A 24,208-nucleotide genomic window follows, 5' to 3' on the forward strand; every position below is an offset into this window, starting at 1 on the left:
CACCGTATACAAGCATGTTCGGGCGAGAAGCGACTGGGTAATTTCCCGAGTCTTGCCGAAAAAATTGTTGACAATCTTTATGTCCAATCTAGGATACCCACCATAGAGGCTAGAGACATGCAGAAGATCGAAACCGAAGCCGGGACGACTGGCGCCAAGCCCGAGGCGATCGCGGCGCGCATACGCGCCGCGATTCTGGAACACCGCCTCCCGCCCGGCGCCAAGCTGACCGAAGCGCAGTTGTGCGAAGTGTTCGGTGTGAAGCGAGGGCCGATACGCCAGGCGCTGGCGCTTCTCGCCACCGACCATCTCGTCGATCTGGAGCCGAACCGCGGCGCATTCGTTGCAAGCCCGTCGCTCCAGGAGGTGCACGAGGTGTTCGAGATGCGCCGGATCATCGAGCTGGCGGTCGTCGAGCGCATCTGCACGGCGCAGCACGGCAACCGGCGGCTCAAGAGCATCGGCGAGTCGATCCGGCGCGAGCGCAAGGCCTTCGAAGGGCGGGATTTCCCCACGTGGATCCGCCTCTCCGGCGAGTTCCACACGGCGCTCGCGGCGCTCACCGGCAACACGGTGCTGTGCGATTGCCTGAACGGGCTCGTGGCGCGCTCGACGCTCATTTCGGCGCTCTACGAATCGCCGGGGCGCAGCCCCTGTTCGTTCGACGACCACGAGGCGATTCTCGCGTCGCTCGAAAGCGGGCAGGCGAGGGAGGCCGCGGAGTTGATGGTGCGGCACCTGCAGGGCGTGGAGCTGCGCATGCTCGACCGGCCGGCTGGCGCCTCGGTGGATCTGCAGGAGGTGTTCGGCCAGCGCGAGGCGGTGACGCCGGCGCGCTAGCGCGGGCCGCGGGCCGGGACGATGCCGGCATGAGGGGTTGGGCGGGACAGAATTGCAGTAACGCGGGGCGCTCGCCCGGTAGCTATCCACGAGCGCCGCCCCGCGGAATCAGGGATGAAGTGGGCCGCGCACGGGAGTGCGCAGGGGCTGTGGCGGTATGGCGGAACAGGGCGCGCGCAAGCGGCGACCGGTGCCGGACCCGCAGCCCCGGGCCATCCGGCAGGCAGCGCGGCAGCCGCACATGGGTGTGCGGCTGCCGCGCCCAAGGGGTTCGCGTGTTTTTTCCCGTCGGCGTATTCATCCCAAGGAGCGGATCATGGCTCAGTTCAGCGCATCACCCGGCAGTCCCGCAGTACCCAGCTTCGAGTCGGCAGACGGCGGCGAAGCGGAAGGCGTCCACCTGCCGTCCGGCTACAGCGACAGGCTCTACAACGCCGATCTCGCCCCGCTGCGCGAGCAGACCTGGGGCGCGTACAACATCTTCGCGTTCTGGATGTCCGACGTGCACAGCGTCGGCGGCTACGTGTTCGCAGGCAGTCTCTTCGCCTTGGGCCTCACGAGCTGGCAGGTGCTGATTGCGCTGCTGGTGGGCATCTCGATCGTCAATCTGCTCTGCAATCTCATTGCGCGCCCCAGCCAGCGTCACGGCGTGCCGTATCCGGTTGCGTGCCGCGCCACCTTCGGCGTGCTGGGGGCGAACATTCCCGCCGTGATTCGCGGCCTGATCGCCGTGGCGTGGTACGGCATCCAGACCTATCTGGCTTCGAGCGCGCTCGTGATCGTCGTGCTCAAGTTCTTCCCGCAACTCATGCCCTACGCGGACGTGCACAAGCACGGCATGTTCGGCCTCTCCGCAATCGGCTGGGCCGGCTTCATGACGCTGTGGGTGCTGCAGGCCTTCGTGTTCTGGAACGGCATGGAGACTATCAAGAAGTTCATCGACTTCGCCGGCCCGGCCGTGTATGTCGTGATGTTCGCGCTGGCGGGCTACATGGTGTATCGCGCAGGCTGGCAGAACATCGGCCTCAATCTCGGCGGCGTGAAGTATCACGGTGCGCAAGTCGTTCCGGTCATGATCACGGCGATCTCGCTCGTGGTGTCGTACTTCTCGGGGCCGATGCTCAATTTCGGCGACTTCTCGCGTTACGGCAAGTCGCTCCGGAGCGTGCATCGCGGCAACTTCTGGGGCCTGCCTGTCAACTTCCTCGCGTTCTCGCTCGTGACGGTCATCACGACCTCGGCCACGCTGCCTGTGTTCGGACAACTGATTACCGATCCGGTCGAAACGGTGGGCCGCATCGATCATCCGACTGCCGTGATTCTCGGTGCGCTGACGTTCACCATTGCCACGATCGGCATCAATATCGTCGCGAACTTCGTTTCCCCGGCCTTCGACTTTTCGAACGTGGCGCCGCGCCTGATTAGCTGGCGTGCGGGCGGCATGCTCGCGGCCGTTGCCTCGATTTTCATTACGCCGTGGAACCTCTTCAACAACCCGGCCGTGATTCACTACACGCTCGACGTGCTCGGCGCCTTCATCGGACCTTTGTACGGTGTCCTGACGGTTGACTTCTACCTCATCAAGCGCGGCCGCCTTGCCGTGGACGAGCTCTATACCGTGTCGCCCTCGGGTGCCTACTGGTATCGCAACGGCGTGAACCGCCGCGCCGTGATGGCGCTGCTGCCTGCCGCCGTGATCGCGATTCTCTGCGTGATGACGCCGGGCCTCTCCGGTGCCGCGAACTTCTCGTGGTTCATCGGCGCGGGCCTCGGCGCGCTGTTCTACCGCGCGCTCACGCTCGGCGAACGTGCCCGCGCGTAAGCCCTCGATGCACCCGGAACAAGCTGGAGGAGACATGCGTATCAAGCTGATCAACCCGAACACGACCCAGCGGATGACCGCCGCAATGGGCCAGTGCGCGCGCGCCGTGGTGGCCGCGGGAACGGAAGTGGTGGCGGTGAGCCCGACCATGGGGCCGCCTTCTATCGAGGGCTATTACGACGAGGCGCTGGCGACGCCGGGCCTCCTCGCCGAAGTGGAGGCGGGCGAGCGCGAGGGCTTCGACGGTTATGTGATTGCGTGCTTTGGCGACCCGGGCCTGTACGCCGCGCGCGAGCTTGCGCGGGGGCCGGTGATCGGCATCGCCGAGGCCGCCATGCACGCGGCGAGCGTGCTGGCGCCGGGCTTTTCGGTCGTGACGACGCTTTCGCGCACCCGCGCGATGGCGTGGCATCTGGCCGAGCGCTACGGCATGACGCGCTTTTGCCGCAACGTGCGGGCAATCGACGTGGCCGTGCTCGAACTCGACGAACCGGGGTCGGCGGCGCGCCGCGCGATTGTCGAGGAATGCCGCCACGCGCTCGAAGAAGACGGGGCGGATGCGATCGTGCTCGGCTGCGCGGGCATGACGAGTCTGTGCGCGCAAGTGGAGGACGCGCTGGCCGTGCCGGTGGTGGACGGCGTGACGGCGGCCGTGAAATGGGTGGAGGCGCTCGTGGCGCTGCGCCTTGCCACCGCCAAGCGAGGCGATTTCGCGCGCCCGCTCGCGAAGCGCTACGACGGCGATTTCGCCAGGTTCAGTCCGGGCGTCGATACGCCGGGCGCCGCTACATCGGGCGCCGCTACGCCGGGCGTCGCTACGCCGGGCTCCACCGACTCCCCGCCGCCCGCGCGCCCGCTGCGTTACGGGTAAACACCCAAGCTGCGGAAATCGTGTCGAGCGAGGCGTGGCGGTCCTCATACATCTCGCTTGACCCGTACTATCTGAGCGTGCGTATGGGCGCGCGCAAGCGATTTCGCTACACTGATCCGGTCCTGAAAGCGGGCGGCCGCGCCGTCCCGCCGCACCCGTGAACCGCGCTCGCGGCACGTCCGATGCCCCCGCTTTCCGTCGATGCACTGGTTTTTATCGATTCGCCGGATTCACGCTTACCCACCACTTTTCGATTGATTCGTCCAGCATGGCACTCGATCCCCAATATCCTCGCGATCTGACCGGTTATGGCCGGCATCCGGTGCAGGCCAACTGGCCGGGCAAGGCCCGCGTCGCGGTGCAGTTCGTACTCAACTATGAAGAGGGCGGCGAAAACTGCGTGCTGCACGGCGACCGTGCCTCCGAGCAGTTTCTCTCCGAGATCGTCGGCGCCGCCGCCTATCCGGCGCGCCACATGAGCATGGAGTCGATTTACGAATACGGCTCGCGCGTCGGCGTCTGGCGCATCCTGCGCGAGTTCGAGAAACGCGGCCTGCCGCTCACGGTGTTCGGCGTCGGCATGGCGATCGAACGGAATCCGGAAGCGGCCCGCGCATTCGTCGAACTCGGCCACGAGATCGCGTGCCACGGCTACCGCTGGATCCACTACCAGGACGCGACGCCGGAACTGGAAGCCGAGCACATGAAGCTCGGCATGGAAGCGATCGAGCGCGTCGCGGGCGTGCGGCCGCTCGGCTGGTACACCGGCCGCGACAGCCCGAACACGCACCGCCTCGTGGCGGAGCACGGCGGCTTCCTCTACGACTCCGACTACTACGGCGACGACCTGCCGTTCTGGATGGACGTGGAGGTGACGGGCGGCACGACCACCCCGCAGCTCATCGTGCCGTACACGCTCGACACGAACGACATGCGCTTCGCCACGCCCCAGGGCTTCAACACGGCGGACCACTTCTTCACGTACCTGCGCGACGCATTCGACGTGCTCTACGAAGAAGGCGACGAAGCGCCGAAGATGCTCTCGATCGGCATGCACTGCCGCCTGCTCGGCCGCCCGGGGCGCTTTCGCGCGCTGCAGCGCTTCCTCGATCACATCGAACAACACGAGCGCGTGTGGGTCAGCCGCCGCGTGGACATTGCGCGTCACTGGCGCGAGCATCATCCCTATCAACCGCAGCAGAACGATCACCGCGGGGCCGCCGCATGAAGGCAATGCACTACACCCTCGAACAGTTGAACAACGCCTCGACCGAAGCCTTCGTGGCCGCGCTCTCGGGCATTTTCGAACACTCGCCCTGGGTGGCCGAGGCGGCCGCGGGCCAGCGTCCGTACGCGAGCATCGAGGTCCTGCACCGCACGATGTCGGGCGCGGTGGAAAGCGCCGGCGAAGCGAAGCAGCTCGCGCTCATCAACGCTCACCCGGAGCTCGCGGGCAAGGCGGCGGTGCGCGGCGAGCTCACTGCCGAATCGACGCGCGAGCAAAGCGGCGCGGGCCTGAACCTCTGCACGCAGGAAGAGTTCGACAAGCTGCAGTCGCTCAACCGCGCGTATCGCGAGAAGTTCGGCTTTCCGTTCATCCTCGCGGTGCGCGGCTATGACCGCCACGGCATCATCGCGAACTTCGAATCGCGCGTGAGCAACAGCCGCGCGGACGAAATGCGCGCGAGCCTGGACCAGATTTATCGCATTGCACGCTTCAGGCTCGACGAACTGATCGACGCATGACACGGCGCCCGCCCACGCAAACGCGCGGGCGCGGCGCTTTTTCCGCAGCAGCGGATAGATACGCTAGACATGAAGGAAGACAACGATGGCACTCCCGACTCTCGACCCCAACGCCCCTGAATTCACGCGCCGCTACGTGAACCTCGCGGACCCGCGGCTCGGCGCGCAGGCACTCGAGGCGAGCGACGACTTCTTCGCCCCGAAGGATCGCATGCTCAATCCGGAGCCGGCCGTCTTCATCCCGGGCAAATACGACGACCACGGCAAGTGGATGGACGGCTGGGAAACGCGCCGCAAGCGCACGACGGGCTACGACTGGTGTGTCGTCAAGCTCGCGCGCCCGGGCGTGATCAAGGGCCTCGACCTCGACACGAGCCACTTCACGGGCAACTTCCCGCCGGCCGCCTCGGTGGAAGGCGCATACGTGCCGGAAGGCGCGCCGGGCGCCGCCACGCAGTGGACCGAGATCGTTCCCTCGACCTCGCTGCAGGGCAACAGCCACCACTACGTCGATGTGACGAGCGAGCAGCCGTACACGCACCTGCGCGTGAACATCTATCCCGATGGCGGCATTGCGCGGCTGCGCGTTTATGGCCAGCCGCAGGTGGACTGGAAGGGCGCGAGCCGCACCGAACTCTTCGACCTCGCGGCCATGGAAAACGGCGCCTACCTCGTGGCGGCGAACAACCAGCACTTCGGCGTCGCCTCGAACATCCTGATGCCGGGCCGCGGCGTGAACATGGGCGACGGCTGGGAAACGCGCCGCCGCCGCGAGCCGGGCAACGACTGGGCGATCATCGCGCTGGCGCAGCCGGGCGTGATCAAGAAGATCGAAGTCGATACAGCGCACTTCAAGGGCAACTATCCGGATCGCTGCTCGATCCAGGCCGCGCGCGTGACGGGCGGCACGGACAGCTCGCTCGTCACCCAGGCGATGTTCTGGCCGGTGCTGCTCGGCGAGCAGAAGCTGCAGATGGACAACCAGCACTACTTCGAAAGCGAGCTGGCCGCGCTGGGCCCGGTCACGCACGTGCGTCTGAACATCATCCCGGACGGCGGCGTGTCGCGCCTGCGTCTGTGGGGCACGCTCGCTTGAGCGCCGGCGAGGCCATCATGAGCGATACCAGGGCCACGCTCGTCGTCGAGCCGCTCACGCGCGAGGCGTTCGCGCCGTTCGGCGACGTGATCGAGCTCGAAGGGGCGAAGCAGATTCCGATCAACCTCGGCACGACGATCCGCTATCACGATCTCGCGAAAGTGGACGTGACCGACGAGAGCGGGCGCACGCTCGTCAATCTGTTCCGCGGGCAGCCGCGCGTGCTGCCGTTCGAGGTGAAGATGCTCGAGCGCCATCCGCTCGGCAGCCAGGCGTTCGTGCCGCTCAACGACCGGCCTTATCTGGTGGTCGTGGCGCCGGCGGGCGATCTGGACGTCACGAAGATCCGCGCCTTCGTTTCGCAGGGCTGGCAGGGCGTGAATTACGCGAAGGGCGTCTGGCACCATCCGCTGATCGCGCTCGACGAGGTGAGCGATTTCATCGTCGTCGATCGCGGCGGCGAGGGGCTCAATCTCAACGAGCAGGATCTGCCCGAATCGCTCTGGCTGACCGAAGAGGCGATGCGCGCGGCGCAGGGGTAAGCGCTTCGCGGCCAGGCTGGCTTGTGCTGTTATCCGAGCGGTTATCTGAGCGGTTATCCGAGCTGTTATCGAGTCACAATCGAAGCCACGACCCAGGTCGTGGCTTTTTGCTTTGAGCGGGCCGCCGCTCATTGCTGGAAATGGGCGAGTCGATTGGCCATGGCGACGTCTTCCACCGTGCCTTGCCGGGCGCGCGCCGTGAGCCGGGCGAAGTCCATCGTATGCGGGCCGGTCGCTTCGAGGCTCGCATCGTCGGGCGCGTGGTGACAAGAAGCTCGATTCGGCCCGGCAGGTCGGTGACGCGAGCCATCATTCTCTGTCCTGCCTGGCTGGTCGGACGGCTGGAAACTGACGATCGGAACAGCGTCGAACCGGCCGAGAAGATTCGTGTTTGCGGGGCAGCGTCGTTCGCCGTCTAATCATGTCGTGTTTTGCCGCGATCGGCGCCCGCGACTCAGCGGCCTGCGAGAGAGCCGCTCGCCACAACGCGTTTCCTTCCAGGCGACGCGCCACAATCGCCCGCCGCGCCCGCCGCAAACCGCGTCCGCACAACGAAAAAAGCCCGGGGCACATTGCGCCCCGGGCCTTCGACTTTCCACTACCCGCTTCCAGTACGACTTCAGGCAGCGCGCGACAAGCCCGTCGCGCACCGTAAGCAGTCATTTGCCGTTATTGCTTCGCACCGCCGTCGAACCAGGCGGCAATCTTCTGCCGCTCTTCGTCCGTCATGTGCGTGACGTTGCCAAGCGGCATTGCCTTCAACTGCACCGCCTGCTGATAGATGCGCTGGGCGTTCTGCGAGATCTCGTCGGGCGTATCGACCATCACGCCGGCCGGCGCCGCACCCATGAGCGTCGGGTGCGCCGAGTGGCATGCCGCGCAGCGGGCCTGCAGGATCGGCTGGATGTCGCCCACCTTGATCGTCGGCGCGTTCGCGGCTTCGGCCTGCGGCACGACCGGGCGCGGCAGCGTCCAGACGAGCGCGACGAACATCAGCGCCACGCCGCCGAGCGGCAGATACCACAGCACGTGGCCGCGGTGGCGCATCACGAAGAACTGGCGAATCAGCGCGCCGGCCAGCATGATCACGACGAGGATCGCCCAGTTGTACGCGTGCGCATAGGTCATCGCGTAGTGGTTCGAGAGCATCGCGAACACCACCGGCAGCGTGAAGTAGGTGTTGTGCACCGAACGCTGCTTGCCGCGCTTGCCGTAGATCGGGTTCGGCTCCTCGCCCTTGAGCATCGCAGCGACCATCTTGCGCTGGCCGGGGATGATCACGAAGAACACGTTGGCCGACATGATCGTCGCCAGCATCGCGCCCATGATCAGATAGGCCGCGCGGCCCGAGAAGATGTGGCAGGCGAGGTAGGCGGCGGCGACCACGTACAGGCCCACGCACACGCCGAGCAGTTTGTCGTTCGTGCCGAGCAGGCGGCACAGCGAGTCGTAGACGATCCAGCCCGCGGCGAGGAAGCCGAGTGCCGAGAAGATCGCGACGACCGGGCCCATGTCGAGCACGCTCTTGTCGATCAGGTAGGTGTTCGGCGCGAACAGATAGAGCACCGTGAAGAGCGAGGCGCCGGAGAGCCACGTGGTGTACGAAGGCCACTTCGACCAGTGCAGGTCCTCGGGCATTTCGGGCGGCGCGACGGTGTACTTCTGCATGTTGTAGAAGCCGCCGCCGTGCACGTGCCACAGTTCGCCGAACACGCCGCGGCGGCGCTGGTTCGGGTCCGTAGGCGGTTTGAGGCTGTTGTCGAGCGCGACGAAATAGAACGATTCGCCAATCCAGGCGATGGCTGCGATGACGTGGAACCAGCGCAATGCGAGGTTCAGCCAGTCGGTGATAAAGCCTTCCATGAAACTCCTCCACTCCTGATGCGTTGCGCGCGTGAGCGCCGGGGCGCGACGCGCGGACTGCGGGGGCCGGCGCTGGTCAGAAGAAAAGCGCCGCCGGGCCGGTAAGTCCGGGAATTATTGTTGGTGTGCGGGTGCTGCCGGGCCGTATGGCCTCGTTCGGTTGACCGGGCTCAACTGCCGCGGTACGTGCTGTACGCCCACGGCGAAACCAGCAGCGGCACGTGGTAGTGAGCGGCCGTATCCGCAATGCCGAAGCGCAGGACCACGCGATCGACGAAGCGCGGCTCGGGCACCTTCGTGCCGAGCGAGGCGAAGTAGTCGCCCGCGTGGAACACGAGTTCGTACTCGCCCGTGGCGAGCGCCGCGCCGTCGAGCAGGGGCTCGTCGCAGCGGCCGTCGTGGTTCGTCGTGACGGTTTTCAGCGCACGGCGCGTGTCGCCCGAGAGCGCAAAGAGTTCGACCTTGATGCCCGAGCCGGGACGGCCGTTGGCGGTGTCGAGCACATGGGTAGTGAGCTTGCCCATTCGCAGTTTCCTTGTGTCTTGCTTGTGATAAAAGCGCGAAATTTCAGCGGTAGCCCGATCCCATGAAGCATGGCGGCGGATCGAGGCTCCACATCAGCAGTGGCTACATACCCGTCGGCGGATCGAAGCGAGCGCCGTGACCGCATTTTAAGAACGATCGGGGCACAAGCGGGCGACCGATAGGAAAGATAATGCCCGCAGCATGAGGGCCGCGCCGCAGCGCCGTTTCAAGCCGGTTTTCGCGGGTGTTTGCCCCCTTCGGGGGCGGGTTCGCCCTGGTTCCTTCGCGCAGAAAGGTGGTTTTCCCCATCCTACTGGCGCCAAAATTAGACCTTTATATGAGCGCACTGAATCCGGGTATCGCAGGCGCACGAATTGCCAGCGTAATTTTGACCGCGGAAGGTAACGGACATGCGCAGCGCGTGCTGCGCGTCCCGAAGACGGCGGTCATGCCGGGTAACCGGGCCAGCGGCGTCCATGCCATGGACGCGTCGGCACCGGGGCATCCCGACGGACCGGCGTGTGCGGCACGGGCGTCTGATTCACACGCCGCCGGCAGCCACCTTGCGCCGCGGCACGATTTTGGAGCGAACAGACAATGCAACGCACACTCGAGAAGGGCCGCGGCAGGACGCTGCTGGTCAAGAATGCCGATGTGCTGGTGACGATGGACGGCGCGCGCCGCGAGATCCGCGGTGGCGGCCTCTACGTGGAGGGCAACCGCATCGTCGCCGTGGGCACGGCCGACGAGCTGCCCGCCACCGCCGACGAAGTGCTCGACCTGAGCGGGCACCTGGTGATGCCCGGTCTCGTCAACACGCACCACCACATGTACCAGAGCCTCACGCGCGCCGTGCCGGCCGCGCAGGACGCCGAGCTCTTCGGCTGGCTCACGAATCTCTACAAGGTCTGGGCGAATCTCACGCCGGAGATGATCGAGGTTTCGACGCTCACGGCCATGGCGGAGCTGCTGCTCTCGGGCTGCACGACGTCGAGCGACCACCTGTACATCTATCCGAACGGCAGCCGGCTCGACGACAGCATCCGCGCCGCGCAGCAGATCGGCATGCGTTTTCATGCGGCGCGCGGCAGCATGAGCGTGGGCCAGAAGGACGGCGGCCTGCCGCCCGATTCGGTGGTCGAAAACGAAGACGCGATCCTGGCCGACACCCAGCGCCTCATCGAGACCTATAACGACGAGGGCCGCTACGCGATGCTGCGCGTCGTGGTGGCGCCGTGTTCGCCGTTCTCGGTGAGCCGCGACCTGATGCGCGAATCGGCGACGCTCGCGCGGCACTACGGCGTTTCGATGCACACGCACCTGGCCGAGAACGTCAACGACATCGCCTACAGCCGCGAGAAGTTCGGCATGACGCCCGCTGAATACGCCGAAGACCTGGGCTGGGTGGGCCGCGACGTCTGGCATGCGCACTGCGTCCAGCTCGACGAACACGGCATCGGCCTGTTCGGGCGCACCGGCACGGGCGTCGCGCATTGCCCGTGCTCGAACATGCGGCTTGCGTCCGGCATCGCACCCGTCAAGAAGATGCGTCTGGCCGGCGTGCCGGTGGGTCTCGGCGTGGACGGCTCCGCGTCGAACGACGGCGCGCAGATGGTGGCCGAAGCGCGCCAGGCCATGCTGCTCGCGCGCGTGGGCTTCGGCCCCGATGCCATGACGGCGCGCGAGGCGCTGGAGATCGCGACGCTCGGCGGCGCGCAGGTGCTGGGCCGCGACGACATCGGCGCGCTCGCGCCGGGCATGGCGGCGGACTTCGTCGCATTCGATCTGCGCCAGCCTTCGTTTGCGGGCGGCCTGCACGATCCCGTGGCGGCGCTCGTGTTCTGCGCGCCGTCGCAGGTCGCGTTGTCGGTGATCGACGGGCGGGTCGTGGTGAAGGAGGGCGTGCTGCAGACGGTGGAGCTCGGGCCGGTCATCGAGCGGCATAACCGCCTCGCGGGGCAGCTCGTGCAGGCAGCGCGCTAGCAGGAGGCGCAGATCGGGCGGCAAAACATCAGGCGCAAGGTGAGAGGCGCCTGAAGAAAGCGACCGGGGCGTTGCCGCCCGGTTGCCCGTGACGCACGGCGGTCAGGGTTTGTTGATCAGCGTCCTGGTCGCTTCGGCGACGAGGCCGCGCAACCAGCGTACTTCGTCCGAGTAATGACAACGTTCATGCCACAGCTGGTAGTACTGCATCGGCGGAAAATCGAGCGGCGCGGGCACGACCGTGAGCGGCAGGAAGCGCGCATAGTGGTCGGCGAAGAGGCGCGTGGTCGTGAAGACGAGGTCCGACTTGATGAGCACGTAGGGCGCGAGATTGAAGTAGGGCAGCGTGACGACCACGTGGCGCTTGAGGCGCTCGCGCGCGAGATGCACGTCGATGGCGCCGCGCTGGCCGACCGAGTAGGGCGTGGGCGCGAGGTGCGGTGCGTTCAGGTACTGGTCGAGCGTGAGCCCGCCGCGCTTGGCGAACGGGTGCGTGTTGCTCATCAGGCAGACGATCTGGTCGACGAACAGGTTCGAGAGGTGCAGTTGCTCGGGCGGCTCGGGCCAGTTGCCGATGACGATGTCCAGCTTGCCTTCCTCGAGCGCGAGCTCGTAGTCGAAGGCGGGGCCGAGCGAATGGAACTCGAGCGTCGCGTTGGGCGCGGCCTGGCGAAAGCGCTCGACCACGGTCGGCACGAACAGGACGTTCAGGTAGTCGGGGCAGCCGATCCGGTAGCAGCGGATGGAGGTCGCGGGGTCGAAATTGTGCTGCTGGAAGCGAATCCGTTCGATCTCGCGCAGCGCGTTCTGCACCGGTTCGAGCAGGCGCAGGCCGTATTCGGTGGGCACCATGCCGGACTTGCCGCGCACGAGCAGCGGGTCGCCGGTGATATCGCGCAGGCGGCGCAGCGCCGCGCTGATGGCCGGCTGCGACTGGTTGAGCTTGACGGCGGCGCGCGTCACGCTGCGCTCCATCAAGAGGGTGTGCAAGACGCGCAATAAATACGTGTCGATCGCCTCGCGTTGCTGACTCATGAACTCTCCGGATTATATGTTCTGGCTGATCGTGGGGCTTTGTGGGTATATGGTTTTTAATATGAATGAAAAGGTCCGTCAAGGGAGGCTTTCCCGAGAAGGCCCGTGGCGCGCCGTCTGCGGGGATTTTTGTCGGCTCGACTCCCGGGCGGCTAACAGGTATTGTCACCCCGCGCGGTGGCGCCCCAGCGGTGGGCCGGGGCCTGAAACGGCTTCGCGGGCATAGAACACGTATCAGCCATAACGTACTACGGGCGGAGCCTCCATGGGCGAATCTTCTACACGGCAGACGACGGGCGCGGGCAGTGCCGTGCCGCGTCTTGCGCTCTCGGGCATCACGAAGCAGTATCCCGCCGTGCGCGCGAACGACGACGTCACGCTGACGGTCTTGCCCGGCGAGATCCACGCCTTGCTCGGCGAGAACGGCGCGGGCAAGAGCACCCTCATGAAGATCGTGTACGGCGCGGTGCGGCCCGACGCCGGCGAGATCCGCTGGGAGGGGCAGCGCGTGGAGATCGCGAGCCCGGCGGCCGCGCGCAAGCTCGGCATCGGCATGGTGTTCCAGCACTTCTCCCTCTTCGAAACGCTGACCGTGGGCGAGAACATCGCGCTCTCGCTCGACGAGCCGTTCGATCTCAAGACGCTCGCGAGGCGCATCCGCGAAGTGTCCGCGCAGTACGGTCTCGACGTCGATCCCCAGCGCCACGTGCATAGCCTCACGGTGGGCGAGCGCCAGCGCGTGGAGATCGTGCGCTGCCTCTTGCAGAACCCGCGCCTGCTCATCATGGACGAGCCCACCTCGGTGCTCACGCCGCAGGCCGTGCGCAAGCTTTTCGGCACGCTGCGCCGGTTGGCGGCCGAAGGCTGCAGCATTCTCTATATCAGCCACAAGCTCGACGAAATCCAGGAACTCTGCGACACGGCCACGGTGCTGCGCGGCGGCAGGGTGACGGGCAACGTGATTCCGCGCGACGAGACGCACGCTTCGCTCGCGCGCCTGATGGTGGGCCACGAACTGCCCGACTACACCCGCCGCACCCATGCGCCGGGCGACGTGCTGCTCGAAGCGAAGCATCTCTCGATGCCGAGCGACGATCCGTTCGGCACCTCGCTTTCCGACGTGTCGTTCGCCGTGCATGCGGGCGAGATCCTCGGCATTGCGGGGGTATCGGGCAACGGCCAGGCCGAATTGCTCGCGGCGCTCTCCGGCGAGGCGCTGCTGACGCGCCATGGCGCGGCCGCCGACGCCGTGACGATCTGCGGCAAGGCTGCCGGGCGCCTGTCTGCCGGCGCGCGGCGCAAGCTGGGTTTCGCGTTCGTGCCCGAGGAGCGCCTCGGGCGCGGTGCGGTGCCGGCCATGTCGCTCTCGGAGAATGCGCTGCTGACCGCGTATCGCGAGGGCATGGTGCGCTCGGGGTGGCTCAGGACGGGCGCGATGCGCGCCTTCGCCGAGCGCTGCATCGGCGCCTTCGACGTGCGCTGCGGCGGCCCCGATGCGCTGGCGCAAAGCCTGTCGGGCGGGAACCTGCAGAAGTTCATCGTCGGACGCGAGATCCTGCAGGCGCCCAAGGTGCTCGTGGTCGCGCAGCCCACGTGGGGCGTCGATGTCGGCGCGGCGGCGTTCATCCGGCAGCAACTGCTCGACCTGTCGGCGCGCGGCGTGGCGATTCTCGTGATCTCCGAGGAACTCGAAGAGCTCTTCGACATCTGCGACCGCATCGCGGTGCTCGCGGGCGGGCGGCTCTCGCCCGCGCGCCTCACCGGCGAGACCAACGCCGAGGAGATCGGTCGCTGGATGGCGGGCCTCTTCGGCGAGCGCGCGGGGCAGGCCGGCGACGGCGCGCCGCCCGCGGAGCCGGCGGCGCCCGGTCCCGCGGCCCACGTGTGAAGCACGACAGGCGCGGCGGCGCAACAGACCCGACGCACGGCAGGCCGCAACGAACCGGCAGCACCGAACAACGATACCCGCACCGACCGCTATCACCATGATCTTTCCGTATCGACTCGAAGCCCGCACGGCGCCGTCCCGCACGGTGCGCATCGCCGTGCCGCTGATCGCCGCGCTCCTCACGCTCGCGATCGGCTTCCTGATCTTCGGCCTCGTCGGGCGCGACCCCGTGCAGGCCATGTACGCGTTCTTCGTCGAGCCGCTTTCGAGCGTCAACGGCTGGTCGGAGCTGCTGCTCAAGGCCTCGCCGCTGTGCCTGATCGCGCTGGGCCTTGCGGCCGGCTACCGCGCGAACGTCTGGAACATCGGCGCGGAAGGGCAGATGGTGCTGGGCGGCATTGCGGCGAGCGGCGTGGCGATCTACTTCGACCAGTCCACGGGCTGGTGGATCCTGTTCCTGATGATGCTCGCGGGCGTGCTGGGCGGCATGGCCTGGGCCGCGATTCCGGCGTGGCTCAAGAGCCGCTTCAACACCAACGAAATTCTCACGAGCCTGATGCTCACCTACGTCGCCACGCAGTTGCTGATCTGGCTCGTGAGCGGCCCGTGGCGCGACCCGAACGGCATGAACTTTCCGCTCTCCGAAATGTTCGGCGGCGACGCGCTCTATCCGACCTTCGGCGGCGACTGGCACATTCACTGGCTGCGCGGCACGCGCCTGAACGCGTCGATTTTTCTCACGATCGCGGCCGTTCCGCTCGTCTGGCTCTTCATGCGCCGCAGCTTCGCGGGCTACCGCATGAGCGTGGGCGGGCTCGCGCCGCTCGCCGCGCGCTATGCGGGCTTTTCGGAGAAGAAGACGATCTGGATCTCGCTGCTGCTCTCGGGCGGCCTCGCGGGTCTCGCGGGCATGGGCGAGATCGCCGGCCCCATCGGCCAGCTCCAGGCCACGTGGTCGCCGGGCTACGGCTTCACGGCGATCATCGTCGTGTTCGTGGGGCGGCTGCATCCGTTCGGGATCGTGCTCGCAAGCCTCCTGATGGCGCTTCTGTACCTGGGCGGCGAAGCGGTGCAGACCTCGCTGCAACTGCCGCAGGCCTTGTCGGGCGTGTTCCAGGGCCTGCTGCTGTTCTGCCTGCTGGGCGCCGACCTCTTCGTGAATTACCGCGTGCGCCGCCGCCATGGCGTTGCGGCGGGCCACTGACTTCTGATTCAGGCATAACGGACATGGATATCCAGCAAGCCGGTTCGCTCGCCTCGAGCGCCGTTACCGCCGCCATCCCGCTCATGTTCGCGGGCGTGGGGGAACTCGTCACCGAGAAGTCGGGCGTGCTCAATCTCGGCGTGGAAGGAATGATGCTGATGGGCGCCGTCACCGGCTACGCGGCGACGACCCTCACGGGCAGTCCGTGGCTCGGCCTCGTCGCGGGGATCGCGGCCGGCATGGCGATGGCGCTGCTGTTCGGCTTCCTCACGCTCACCCTGCTCGCCAACCAGGTCGCCACCGGCCTTTCGCTCACGATCTTCGGCGTGGGGCTCTCCGCGTACGTGGGCAAGCCGTATACCTCGGCTGCCACCTCGGCCACCATCGCGGCCTGGCCGATCCCGGGGCTCTCGCAATTGCCCGTGCTCGGGCCGGCGCTCTTCAACAACACGCCCGTCGATTACCTCGCCTTCGTGATGTTCGCCGTGGTCGGCTGGTTTCTTTACCGCACGCGCGCCGGGCTCGTGCTGCGCTCGGTGGGCGAGTCGCCGCAGGTGGCGCACTCGGTGGGGTTTCCGGTGATCGGCGTGCGCTACGGCGCGACGCTCTTCGGCGGCGCGATGTCGGGGCTGGCCGGCGCTTACTACTCGATCGTGCAACTGCATCTCTGGCAGGAGCAGATCACGGCCGGGCGCGGCTGGATCGCGCTTGCGCTCGTGGTGTTCGCGACGTGGCGGCCCGGGCGGCTCCTGATCGGCGCGCTGCTGTTCGGCGCGGTCACGGGCCTGCAGTTCTACGCGCAGGCCGTGGGCGTGCCGGTACCGACGCAGTTCCTCGCCATGCTGCCGTATGTCGCCACGGTGGTTGTGCTCGTGCTGATCTCGCGCAACCCGAACACGATCCGCCTGAACGCGCCGGCCTCGCTCGGCAAGCCGTTCCTGGGAGCCGCGTAGAAACCCGACCGACCAGGGCGGCGCTGCGGGGACACCGCCGAACCGCCCGAACGCTGAAGCGCTGTTGAAGAACCAGAATCGCACCATTCCCAATCACGACAGGAGATCCACGATGCAAAAAACCATCCTGACCGCCTTCGCCGTTGCCGCCGCGTGCGCCACGGCTGCGCTCGCCGCGCCGGCCCAGGCCGCCGACGTGCCGGGTGTCGCGTTCGTCTATCTCGGCAACCCGGGCGACGCCGGCTGGACCTACGCGCACGATCAGGGCTCCAAGATGGCCGAGGCGAAGTTCGGCGACAAGATCAAGATCACGCGCATCGAGAACGTGCCCGAATCGGCCGACTCCGAACGCGTGTTCCGCGATCTGGCGAGCAAGGGCAACAAGATCATCTTCGGTTCCAGCTTCGGCTACCAGGACTTCGAACTGAAGGTCGCGAAGGACTTCCCGGATACGGTGTTCCTGCACGCAACGGGCTACAAGAAGGCGCCGAACTTCGGCACCTATGACGTGCGCATGTACCAGGGCGCGTATCTCGCGGGGGTCGCGGCGGGCTATGCGACGAAGACCAACACGCTCGGCTTCGTGGCTTCGGTGCCGATCCCCGAGGTGGTGCGCAACATCAACGCGTACACGCTCGGCGCGCGCTCGGTGAATCCGAAGGTCCACACGAAGGTCATCTGGATCAATAGCTGGTTCGATCCGGGCAAGGAAAAGCAGGCGGCCGAAACGCTGATCGGGCAGGGCGCCGACGTGCTGCTGCAGAACACCGACTCGAGCGCGACGCTCGCGACGGCCGAAGAGAAGCACGTGCACGCGTTCGGCTGGGATTCGAACATGCAGAAGTTCGGCCCGCATGCGCATCTGGGCTCGGTCGAGGCGAACTGGGGCGTGTACTACATTGCCGCGATCCAGCAGGTGCTGGACGGCAAGTGGAAGAACGATCCGGTGTGGTGGGGCATCCCGCAGAAGGCCGTCGATCTGGGCGACGTGAACACGTCCGAGCTGCCCGCCGACGCGGTGAAGGCCGTCTCCGCGAAGCGCGAGGCCATCGCGAGCGGCAAGTGGGATGTCTTCACGGGCCCGATCAAGGATCAGACGGGCGCCGTGAAGGTGCCGGCCGGCAAGACGCTGACCGATCCGGAACTGCAGCGCCTGAACTGGTACGTGGAAGGCGTGGACGGCTCGCTGCCGAAGTAAGCACGCGAGCGCTCACGCGCGCCGCCGGCCTTGAAGGCGGCGCGCAGCCAGCGGCCGCGCGGAAGCCTTCGGGCCCGCGCGGCCGTTTGCGTTTCGCGGCTTCGGTAGCGGCAGGTCGAGGACGGCAGAACCGTCCTGCGCGCGAGCGTCCGCTTACTCGTCGATGCGCAGACCCACCTTGATCGTCACCTGCCAGCGCGTGATCTGGTCGTCCTCGATCAGGCCGCGCGTTTCGGTCACTTCGAACCAGTGCAGGTGCCGCAGCGTTTTCGAGGCGCGCGCGATGGCGCCGCGGATGGCGTCGTCGCTCGATATCGTGGACGATCCGGTGAGTTCGATCTGCTTGTACACGTGGTCGCTCATGACAGCGTCTCCTCTCGATGGGCGTGCGGGGATTCGGCGGATTAGCGGGGCCTTAATATCTGCATCAGTCGAGTATAGGCAATCGCGGGCCGGTATCATGGCGCTCCCTGCCGCCTGTGCGGCGGCGCCAGGACAGCCGCAGGACAACCGCGCCGCACGAGGCGCATCAGTCAGCGCTAGCGCGCTATGGAGACGACGAATGACACCAGGCCAGGAGTTGGGATTTTGCGGACCGGGGCTGATGGGCGGCCCGATGATCCGCCATCTGCTGCACGCCGGCCACGCGGTGCGCGTGTGGAACCGCACGCGCGCGAAGGCCGAGGCGCTGGTCGCCGACGGCGCGCAGGTCGCGGCTACGCCGCGCGAACTGGCGCAGGGCGCCGACATCGTGCTGCTGTGCGTGGCCGACGCGGCGGTGGTGGAGTCCGTGGTGTTCGGCGAGGAGGGACTGCTCGGCGCGCCGGCCACCCCAGCCGCCCGGCCGCCGCGCGTGCGCTGCATCGTCGATCATTCGAGCATTCCGCCCGACGCCACGCGCGCGCTGGCCGAAATGGCGGCGGCGTACGGCGTCGGCTGGGTCGATGCACCGGTGTCGGGCGGCGTGGGCGGCGCGCAGGCGGGCACGCTCGCGATCATGGCGGGCGGCGCCGACACGGACGTGGCCGCCGTCACGCCGATCCTCTCGGCCTACGCCGCGCGCGTCACGCACATGGGCGCCGTGGGCGCGGGCCAGACCACGAAGCTGTGCAATCAGGCGATCGTCACGGCGACGGTCGCCGCCATCGCCGAGGCGGTGAGTCTCGCGCGCCGCAGCGGCATCGACGCCGCGAAGCTGCCCGAGGCACTGGCCGGCGGCTGGGCCGATTCGGTCCTGCTGCGCACTTTCGTGCCCCGCATGACGCAGGACGGACTGGCACCCATCGGTGCGCTCAAGACCTTCCAGAAAGACGTCGATACGGTCGCGGCCGCGGCGCAGCAGACCGGCACGCCCATGCCGGTCTCGGGCGCCGTGCAGCAGCTTTTGCGGCTCGGCGCGGCAATGGGGCTCGCGCAGGCCGATCTTTCGGGGTTCATCGACGTATTGCAGACGGCACGAGCCGGCCAGTCTTAGCGCCTCGGAACCTTAGCGCCCCGGCGCCGGAGTCCGGGCGCGCCGGGCTGGATCGCCTCGGCCCGGAGCCTGCCGAAACCCCGCGATCCGTCCCCAGTCGCCCCCGCCGGCCCGCTCCGCCATCGTCTGGCGCTCGCCCGCGAACTGACATAACCTGATAAAATTACAGGTTTTTCTCCGATCCATTTTCCGGGACGCGCTGTGCTCTCTACCGCCAACATCACCATGCAATTCGGGCCGAAGCCCTTGTTCGAGAACATCTCGGTCAAATTCGGCGAAGGCAACCGCTATGGCCTGATCGGCGCGAACGGTTGCGGCAAGTCCACCTTCATGAAGATCCTGGGCGGCGACCTCGAACAGTCGTCGGGCAACGTGATCCTCGAACCGAACGTGCGTCTGGGCAAGCTGCGCCAGGACCAGTTCGCCTATGAAGACGTGCGCGTGCTCGACGTGGTCATGATGGGCCACACGGAAATGTGGGCCGCGATGACCGAGCGCGACGCGATCTACGCGAACCCCGAGGCCACCGACGACGACTACATGAAGGCCGCCGACCTCGAAACGAAGTTCGCGGAATACGACGGCTACACGGCCGAGGCGCGCGCGGGCGAACTGCTGCTCGGCATCGGCATCGGCACCGAATTCCATCAGGGGCCGATGAGCGCCGTGGCGCCGGGCTGGAAGCTGCGCGTGCTGCTCGCGCAGGCGCTGTTCTCGAAGCCCGACGTCCTGCTGCTCGACGAACCGACCAACAACCTCGACATCAACTCGATCCGCTGGCTCGAAGATATTCTGAACGAGTACAACTCGACGATGATTATCATCTCCCACGATCGGCACTTCCTGAACCAGGTCTGCACGCACATGGCGGACATGGATTACGGCACGCTGAAGGTCTACCCGGGCAACTACGACGACTACATGCTCGCTTCGGCGCAGGCGCGCGAGCGCCAGGCCGCCGCGAACGCCAAGGCGAAGGAGCGCGTGGCCGACCTGCAGGACTTCGTGCGCCGCTTCTCGGCGAACAAGTCGAAGGCGCGCCAGGCCACCAGCCGCCTGAAGATGATCGACAAGATCAAGATCGAGGAATTCAAGCCCTCGTCGCGCCAGAACCCGTTCATCCGCTTCGAGTTCGAGAAGAGGCTGCACAACATCGTCGTGGTCGCGGAAGAGATCACGAAGACGTACGAACGTCGCATCTTCAACAAGTTCAGCATCAGCGTGCAGCCGGGCGAGCGTATCGCGATCATCGGCGAGAACGGCGCGGGCAAGACCACGCTGCTGCGCTCGCTGCTCGGCAACCTGGCCGTCGACAACGGCTCGGTGAAGTGGGCCGAGAACGCGAACATCGGCTACATGCCGCAGGACACGTACGAAGAGTTCCCGGCCGACGTCACGCTGATGGACTGGATCGACCAGTACCGCCAGGAAGGCGACGACGAGCAGTCGGTGCGCGGCACGCTGGGCCGTCTGCTCTTCAATGCCGACGACATCCGCAAGTCGGTGAAGGTGCTCTCCGGCGGCGAGAAGGGCCGCATGATCTGGGGCAAGCTGATGCTGGGCCGCCACAACGTGCTGCTGATGGACGAGCCGACCAACCACATGGACATGGAGTCGATCGAGTCGCTGCAGATCGCGCTGGAGAAGTTCGAAGGCACGCTCATTTTCGTTTCGCACGACCGCGAATTCGTGAACGGTCTCGCGAACCGCATCATCGAAGTGAAGACCGACGGGACGATCAACGATTACAGCGGCAATTACGAGGACTTCCTCGCGAGCCAGGGGCTGCATTGAGCCGCTGATTCGGGCGGACCGATGTAAAGAGGCGGGCGGCGCGAGAGCGTCGCCCGTTTTGTTTGGCGGCCTCGCCTGGTCGGGGTACTGCATGCGTTTGGGCATGACTATAAGGCACAGCCCGTTCGCCCCATGCCAGCCGCCCTTACGTTTGCGTCAACCACGCTAGAATGCAGCATCCCGACAGCGCCGCGCGCTGAGGCACAAAACACGAGGCCCGGCACGACGCCTGGCATGAGACCGGAGGAACACGCATGAAACACTACGAGCAGTTCTACATCGACGGCCAATGGGTCGCGCCGTCCCGCAAGGGTACGATCGACGTCTACGATTCGGGCACCGAGGCCGTCATGGGCCGCATTCCCGAAGGCAACGAAGCCGATGCCGAAGCGGCCATCGCCGCCGCGCGCGCGGCCTTCGACCGCTGGGCCGCCACGCCCGCGGCCGAACGCGGCGCCTACCTGCAGAAGATCGCCGACAACCTCAAGGCCCGCACCGACGAACTCGCGCAACTGATTGCCGGCGAAGTGGGCATGCCGCTCAAGCTCGCGCGCGCCATTCAGGTGGGCGGCCCCGTGTACAACTGGGGCGCCTATGCGAAGCTCGCGAGCGAATTCCCGTACGAGGAGCGCGTGGGCAACTCGCTCGTCGTGCGCGAGCCGGTTGGCGTGGTCGCTGCGATCACGCCGTGGAATTACCCGCTCAACCAGATCACGCTCAAGGTCGCCGCGGCCCTCGCGGCCGGCTGTACCGTCGTGCTCAAGCCTTCCGAGATCGCGCCGCTCAACGCGTTCGTGCTGGCCGAAGCGATTCACGAAGCGGGCCTGCCCGCCGGCGTGTTCAACCTCGTGAGCGGCTATGGACCGGTGGTGGGCGAGCTCATGGCGCGCCATCCCGAGGTCGATATGGTCTCGTTCACGGGTTCGACGCGCGCGGGCAAGCGTGTTTCCGAGGTGGCCGCTGCGACGGTCAAGCGCGTGGCGCTGGAGCTGGGCGGCAAGTCGGCCTCGGTGGTGCTCGACGACGCCGACTTCGCGGCCGCCGTGAAGGGCACCGTGGGTGCATGCTTCCTGAACTCGGGGCAGACCTGCTCGGCGCATACGCGCATGATCGTGCCGGAGTCGCGCTACGAGGAAGCGCGCGCGCTCGCGAAGGAGGCCGCCGAGGCTTACACGGTGGGCGATCCGCGCGACGAGAAAGCGAAGCTTGGCCCGCTCGCCTCGGCCGTGCAGCAGCAGCGCGTGCAGCAGTACATCGAGCGCGGCATTGCCGATGGCGCCGAACTCGTGACGGGCGGCACCGGCCTGCCCGAAGGCGTGGAGAAGGGCTTCTTCGTGAAGCCGACCGTGTTCGGCCGCGTGCCGCGCGATGCGGCCATCGCGCAGGAAGAAATCTTCGGGCCGGTGCTCTCGATCATCACGGCGAAGGACGAAGACGACGCGGTGGCCATCGCCAACGATTCGCTCTACGGGCTGGGCGGCGCCGTCTGGGCCGGCAGCGACGAGCGGGCGATGCGCGTGGCGCGCCGCATCCGCACGGGCCAGGTCGATATCAACGGCGGCACGTGGAACATGGCGGCGCCGTTCGGCGGCTTCAAACAGTCGGGCCATGGCCGCGAAAACGGCACCTACGGGCTCGAAGAGTACCTCGAGTACAAGTCGATGCAGTTCAAGCCGCCGAAGGCCTGAGTCACTATCGCGCACGGCGGGGCTAACCGGATCGCGCGCCGTGTTGATCGACATCATGAATGCGGATGGCCTTGGCGGGCGTCCGCATTTTTTATTGATATAGGACAAGGCCCTCCTCGGGGGGCGCGCGACCATGGTTGTTTTCTCAACGACCACGCGGCTCACCATGTTTCCTGATCATCCGTTCGCGCCACTTGTGATTCGAGGCCGCCGGCTCCTGCCCATCGTGCAGGGCGGCATGGGCGTCGGCATCTCGGCGCATCGCCTTGCGGGCAGCGTCGCCCGGGAGGGGGCGCTCGGCACCATCGCCAGCATCGACCTGCGTCACCATCACGCCGATCTGCTCGCCGAATGCCGCAGTCATCCCGGCCGCGAAACGCTGGAGCGCGTGAACCTCGTCGCGCTGGGCCGCGAGATCGCGGCGGCGCGCAAGCTGGGCGGCGGGAACGGCATGATTGCGGTCAACGTCATGAAGGCGGTCAGCGCGCATGCCGATTACGTGCGCGCGGCCTGCGAGCATGGCGCCGACGCAATCGTGATGGGCGCGGGCCTGCCGCTCGATCTGCCCGATCTCACGCAGGGCGTGGACATCGCGCTGATCCCGATTCTCTCGGACGCGCGCGGGGTTGCCCTCGTGCTCAAGAAGTGGATGAAGAAGGGGCGCCTGCCCGATGCCATCGTGATCGAGCATCCCGCCTATGCGGGCGGCCACCTGGGCGTGACCGACATCGCGGACATGGGCAGCGAGCGTTTTTCGTTCAAGCTGGTGCTCGAAGAACTGAAGGGCATTTACGCGTCGCTGGGCCTCGCCCGCGCCGATGTTCCGCTGATCGTGGCGGGCGGCATCAACAGCCACGAAGCCGTGCGTCAGTGGCTCGATGCCGGTGCCGATGCCGTGCAGGTGGGCACGCCGTTCGCCGTCACGGAAGAGGGCGACGCGCACCCCGACTTCAAGCGCGTTCTCGCGGACGCGAGACCCGAGGACATCGTCGAATTCGTGAGCGTGACGGGGTTGCCCGCGCGCGCGGTCAAGACCCCGTGGCTCGAACGCTATCTGCGCAACGAGTCGCGCGTGCGCGCGAAGATCGGCTCGCTCAAGCTGCCGTGCCCCACCGGGCTCGAATGTCTTTCGATGTGCGGCCTGCGCGACGGCATCGAGAAGTTCGGCCACTTCTGCATCGACACGCGTCTTGCTGCGGCGTTGCGCGGCGACGTGGCGAACGGGCTCTTCTTCCGCGGCCGCGAAGCGTTGCCATTTGGCAACGCCATCCGCAGCGTGAGAGACCTGCTGGAGCTGCTTTTGACCGGTGTTGCGCGACCGGCGGTCGCACACCGGGCGGCGTTTGCGCTGGCTTGATCGCCGTCAACGCTGCGAGTTATCCCCATCCCGATAATTACTCAGTCTTACTAATGAGACGCAACAAAAACGGGGATACCGACATGCTTCGCAAGATCAAGACTATTGCGGCGGCCACCGCCTTCGGGCTCGGTGCCGCCTTCGCGGCGGCGCCGGCGAGCGCTGCCGGCGCACCCTCGGTCACGCCCGACACGGGCATTTACGCGGGCGACTGGCTCGTGCGGCTGCGCGCGATCAGCATCATGCCGCAGGTCAGTTCGAACGGCACGCTCAACGTGCTCAACGCCGGCGTCAACAACACCATCGTGCCGGAGCTCGACTTCACCTAT

20 protein-coding genes and 1 pseudogene are annotated in these 24,208 nt (G+C 66.8%); 17 read left to right on the forward strand and 4 right to left on the reverse strand.

Annotated elements, in window-relative coordinates:
• Positions 1-117 precede the first annotated feature (117 nt).
• The 7 genes from BFE01S_RS33090 to BFE01S_RS33120 all read left to right on the forward strand — a co-directional run bounded on the left by BFE01S_RS33090 (position 118) and on the right by BFE01S_RS33120 (position 6,917).
• Positions 118-840: a GntR family transcriptional regulator gene (locus BFE01S_RS33090; protein WP_042339478.1), complete on the forward strand. Its 723-nt coding sequence runs from the start codon at positions 118-120 to the stop codon at positions 838-840.
• Positions 841-1,156: 316 nt separating this feature from the next.
• Positions 1,157-2,662 carry an NCS1 family nucleobase:cation symporter-1 gene (locus tag BFE01S_RS33095; protein ID WP_028229183.1) on the forward strand — a complete coding sequence of 502 codons (1,506 nt, stop codon included), beginning with the start codon at positions 1,157-1,159 and terminating at the stop codon, positions 2,660-2,662.
• Positions 2,663-2,696: 34 nt separating this feature from the next.
• Positions 2,697-3,533, forward strand: coding sequence for an aspartate/glutamate racemase family protein (locus BFE01S_RS33100; RefSeq protein ID WP_028229184.1), 837 nt, complete (start codon positions 2,697-2,699; stop codon positions 3,531-3,533).
• A gap of 268 nt (positions 3,534-3,801) precedes the next feature.
• On the forward strand, positions 3,802-4,761 hold the full coding sequence (gene puuE / locus BFE01S_RS33105; protein ID WP_028229185.1) for an allantoinase PuuE: 960 nt from the start codon (positions 3,802-3,804) through the stop codon (positions 4,759-4,761).
• Positions 4,758-5,279 (forward strand): 2-oxo-4-hydroxy-4-carboxy-5-ureidoimidazoline decarboxylase, encoded by a 522-nt coding sequence (gene uraD / locus BFE01S_RS33110; protein WP_028229186.1) that lies wholly within the window; start codon positions 4,758-4,760, stop codon positions 5,277-5,279. The genes puuE and uraD overlap by 4 nt, the downstream gene beginning before the upstream one ends.
• 85 nt (positions 5,280-5,364) lie before the next feature.
• Positions 5,365-6,375 carry an allantoicase gene (gene alc, locus BFE01S_RS33115; RefSeq protein ID WP_028229187.1) on the forward strand — a complete coding sequence of 337 codons (1,011 nt, stop codon included), beginning with the start codon at positions 5,365-5,367 and terminating at the stop codon, positions 6,373-6,375.
• Between the two features lie 17 nt (positions 6,376-6,392).
• Entirely contained in the window at positions 6,393-6,917 is a 525-nt protein-coding gene (locus BFE01S_RS33120; protein ID WP_028229188.1) for an ureidoglycolate lyase, read from the forward strand.
• A 669-nt stretch (positions 6,918-7,586) separates the two neighbouring features.
• On the opposite strand, the gene BFE01S_RS33130 is transcribed toward BFE01S_RS33120, so the two are convergent.
• Positions 7,587-8,780, reverse strand: a complete 1,194-nt coding sequence (locus BFE01S_RS33130; RefSeq protein WP_028229190.1) for a urate hydroxylase PuuD — start codon at positions 8,778-8,780, stop codon at positions 7,587-7,589.
• A 170-nt stretch (positions 8,781-8,950) separates the two neighbouring features.
• The gene (uraH, locus tag BFE01S_RS33135) at positions 8,951-9,304 is read right to left on the reverse strand and encodes a hydroxyisourate hydrolase (RefSeq protein WP_028229191.1); all 354 of its coding nucleotides are present in this window, start codon (positions 9,302-9,304) and stop codon (positions 8,951-8,953) included.
• Between the two features lie 598 nt (positions 9,305-9,902).
• On the opposite strand from uraH, the gene BFE01S_RS33140 reads away from it, so the two are divergent.
• Entirely contained in the window at positions 9,903-11,288 is a 1,386-nt protein-coding gene (locus BFE01S_RS33140) for an 8-oxoguanine deaminase (protein ID WP_028229192.1), read from the forward strand.
• 102 nt (positions 11,289-11,390) lie between these two features.
• On the opposite strand, the gene BFE01S_RS33145 is transcribed toward BFE01S_RS33140, so the two are convergent.
• Positions 11,391-12,323 carry a LysR substrate-binding domain-containing protein gene (locus tag BFE01S_RS33145; protein ID WP_028229193.1) on the reverse strand — a complete coding sequence of 311 codons (933 nt, stop codon included), beginning with the start codon at positions 12,321-12,323 and terminating at the stop codon, positions 11,391-11,393.
• Between the two features lie 265 nt (positions 12,324-12,588).
• Here BFE01S_RS33145 and BFE01S_RS41200 point away from each other — a divergent pair, with 265 nt between their 5' ends.
• The 4 genes from BFE01S_RS41200 to BFE01S_RS33165 all read left to right on the forward strand — a co-directional run bounded on the left by BFE01S_RS41200 (position 12,589) and on the right by BFE01S_RS33165 (position 17,566).
• Positions 12,589-14,211 carry an ABC transporter ATP-binding protein gene (locus BFE01S_RS41200; protein ID WP_042339485.1) on the forward strand — a complete coding sequence of 541 codons (1,623 nt, stop codon included), beginning with the start codon at positions 12,589-12,591 and terminating at the stop codon, positions 14,209-14,211.
• Positions 14,212-14,308: 97 nt separating this feature from the next.
• The gene (locus BFE01S_RS33155) at positions 14,309-15,415 is read left to right on the forward strand and encodes an ABC transporter permease (RefSeq protein ID WP_028229194.1); all 1,107 of its coding nucleotides are present in this window, start codon (positions 14,309-14,311) and stop codon (positions 15,413-15,415) included.
• A 23-nt stretch (positions 15,416-15,438) separates the two neighbouring features.
• Complete coding sequence (locus tag BFE01S_RS33160; RefSeq protein ID WP_028229195.1) at positions 15,439-16,368, forward strand: ABC transporter permease; 930 nt, start codon at positions 15,439-15,441, stop codon at positions 16,366-16,368.
• Between the two features lie 112 nt (positions 16,369-16,480).
• Complete coding sequence (locus tag BFE01S_RS33165; protein WP_028229196.1) at positions 16,481-17,566, forward strand: BMP family ABC transporter substrate-binding protein; 1,086 nt, start codon at positions 16,481-16,483, stop codon at positions 17,564-17,566.
• A gap of 153 nt (positions 17,567-17,719) precedes the next feature.
• Here BFE01S_RS33165 and BFE01S_RS33170 read toward each other — a convergent pair whose 3' ends face one another.
• Positions 17,720-17,929, reverse strand: coding sequence for a dodecin (locus BFE01S_RS33170; RefSeq protein ID WP_028229197.1), 210 nt, complete (start codon positions 17,927-17,929; stop codon positions 17,720-17,722).
• A gap of 199 nt (positions 17,930-18,128) precedes the next feature.
• Here BFE01S_RS33170 and BFE01S_RS33175 point away from each other — a divergent pair, with 199 nt between their 5' ends.
• The 5 genes and pseudogenes from BFE01S_RS33175 to BFE01S_RS45395 form a co-directional block, all read left to right on the forward strand.
• Positions 18,129-19,040, forward strand: a complete 912-nt coding sequence (locus BFE01S_RS33175) for an NAD(P)-dependent oxidoreductase (RefSeq protein ID WP_084170349.1) — start codon at positions 18,129-18,131, stop codon at positions 19,038-19,040.
• 201 nt (positions 19,041-19,241) lie between these two features.
• A complete protein-coding gene (locus BFE01S_RS33180; RefSeq protein ID WP_028229199.1) occupies positions 19,242-20,834 on the forward strand; it encodes an ABC-F family ATPase in 1,593 nt (530 codons plus the stop codon).
• Between the two features lie 254 nt (positions 20,835-21,088).
• A complete protein-coding gene (locus tag BFE01S_RS33185) occupies positions 21,089-22,522 on the forward strand; it encodes an aldehyde dehydrogenase family protein (protein WP_028229200.1) in 1,434 nt (477 codons plus the stop codon).
• Between the two features lie 166 nt (positions 22,523-22,688).
• Positions 22,689-23,879, forward strand: coding sequence for an NAD(P)H-dependent flavin oxidoreductase (locus tag BFE01S_RS33190; RefSeq protein WP_028229201.1), 1,191 nt, complete (start codon positions 22,689-22,691; stop codon positions 23,877-23,879).
• 83 nt (positions 23,880-23,962) lie between these two features.
• A pseudogene (locus BFE01S_RS45395) lies at positions 23,963-24,208 on the forward strand (OmpW family protein); the annotation flags it as partial.

The sequence above is a fragment of the Paraburkholderia ferrariae NBRC 106233 genome, from assembly GCF_000685035.1.
Lineage (GTDB): Bacteria > Pseudomonadota > Gammaproteobacteria > Burkholderiales > Burkholderiaceae > Paraburkholderia > Paraburkholderia ferrariae.

Excerpts from the sequence above, each read along its gene's own strand:
- BFE01S_RS33090 (WP_042339478.1), top strand. The coding sequence starts at position 118 with ATGCAGAAGATCGAAACCGAAGCCGGGACGACTGGCGCCAAGCCCGAG.
- BFE01S_RS33095 (WP_028229183.1), top strand. The coding sequence starts at position 1,157 with ATGGCTCAGTTCAGCGCATCACCCGGCAGTCCCGCAGTACCCAGCTTC.
- BFE01S_RS33100 (WP_028229184.1), top strand. The coding sequence starts at position 2,697 with ATGCGTATCAAGCTGATCAACCCGAACACGACCCAGCGGATGACCGCC.
- puuE (WP_028229185.1), top strand. The coding sequence starts at position 3,802 with ATGGCACTCGATCCCCAATATCCTCGCGATCTGACCGGTTATGGCCGG.
- uraD (WP_028229186.1), top strand. The coding sequence starts at position 4,758 with ATGAAGGCAATGCACTACACCCTCGAACAGTTGAACAACGCCTCGACC.
- alc (WP_028229187.1), top strand. The coding sequence starts at position 5,365 with ATGGCACTCCCGACTCTCGACCCCAACGCCCCTGAATTCACGCGCCGC.
- BFE01S_RS33120 (WP_028229188.1), top strand. The coding sequence starts at position 6,393 with ATGAGCGATACCAGGGCCACGCTCGTCGTCGAGCCGCTCACGCGCGAG.
- BFE01S_RS33130 (WP_028229190.1), bottom strand. The coding sequence starts at position 8,780 with ATGGAAGGCTTTATCACCGACTGGCTGAACCTCGCATTGCGCTGGTTC.
- uraH (WP_028229191.1), bottom strand. The coding sequence starts at position 9,304 with ATGGGCAAGCTCACTACCCATGTGCTCGACACCGCCAACGGCCGTCCC.
- BFE01S_RS33140 (WP_028229192.1), top strand. The coding sequence starts at position 9,903 with ATGCAACGCACACTCGAGAAGGGCCGCGGCAGGACGCTGCTGGTCAAG.
- BFE01S_RS33145 (WP_028229193.1), bottom strand. The coding sequence starts at position 12,323 with ATGAGTCAGCAACGCGAGGCGATCGACACGTATTTATTGCGCGTCTTG.
- BFE01S_RS41200 (WP_042339485.1), top strand. The coding sequence starts at position 12,589 with ATGGGCGAATCTTCTACACGGCAGACGACGGGCGCGGGCAGTGCCGTG.
- BFE01S_RS33155 (WP_028229194.1), top strand. The coding sequence starts at position 14,309 with ATGATCTTTCCGTATCGACTCGAAGCCCGCACGGCGCCGTCCCGCACG.
- BFE01S_RS33160 (WP_028229195.1), top strand. The coding sequence starts at position 15,439 with ATGGATATCCAGCAAGCCGGTTCGCTCGCCTCGAGCGCCGTTACCGCC.
- BFE01S_RS33165 (WP_028229196.1), top strand. The coding sequence starts at position 16,481 with ATGCAAAAAACCATCCTGACCGCCTTCGCCGTTGCCGCCGCGTGCGCC.
- BFE01S_RS33170 (WP_028229197.1), bottom strand. The coding sequence starts at position 17,929 with ATGAGCGACCACGTGTACAAGCAGATCGAACTCACCGGATCGTCCACG.
- BFE01S_RS33175 (WP_084170349.1), top strand. The coding sequence starts at position 18,129 with ATGACACCAGGCCAGGAGTTGGGATTTTGCGGACCGGGGCTGATGGGC.
- BFE01S_RS33185 (WP_028229200.1), top strand. The coding sequence starts at position 21,089 with ATGAAACACTACGAGCAGTTCTACATCGACGGCCAATGGGTCGCGCCG.
- BFE01S_RS33190 (WP_028229201.1), top strand. The coding sequence starts at position 22,689 with ATGTTTCCTGATCATCCGTTCGCGCCACTTGTGATTCGAGGCCGCCGG.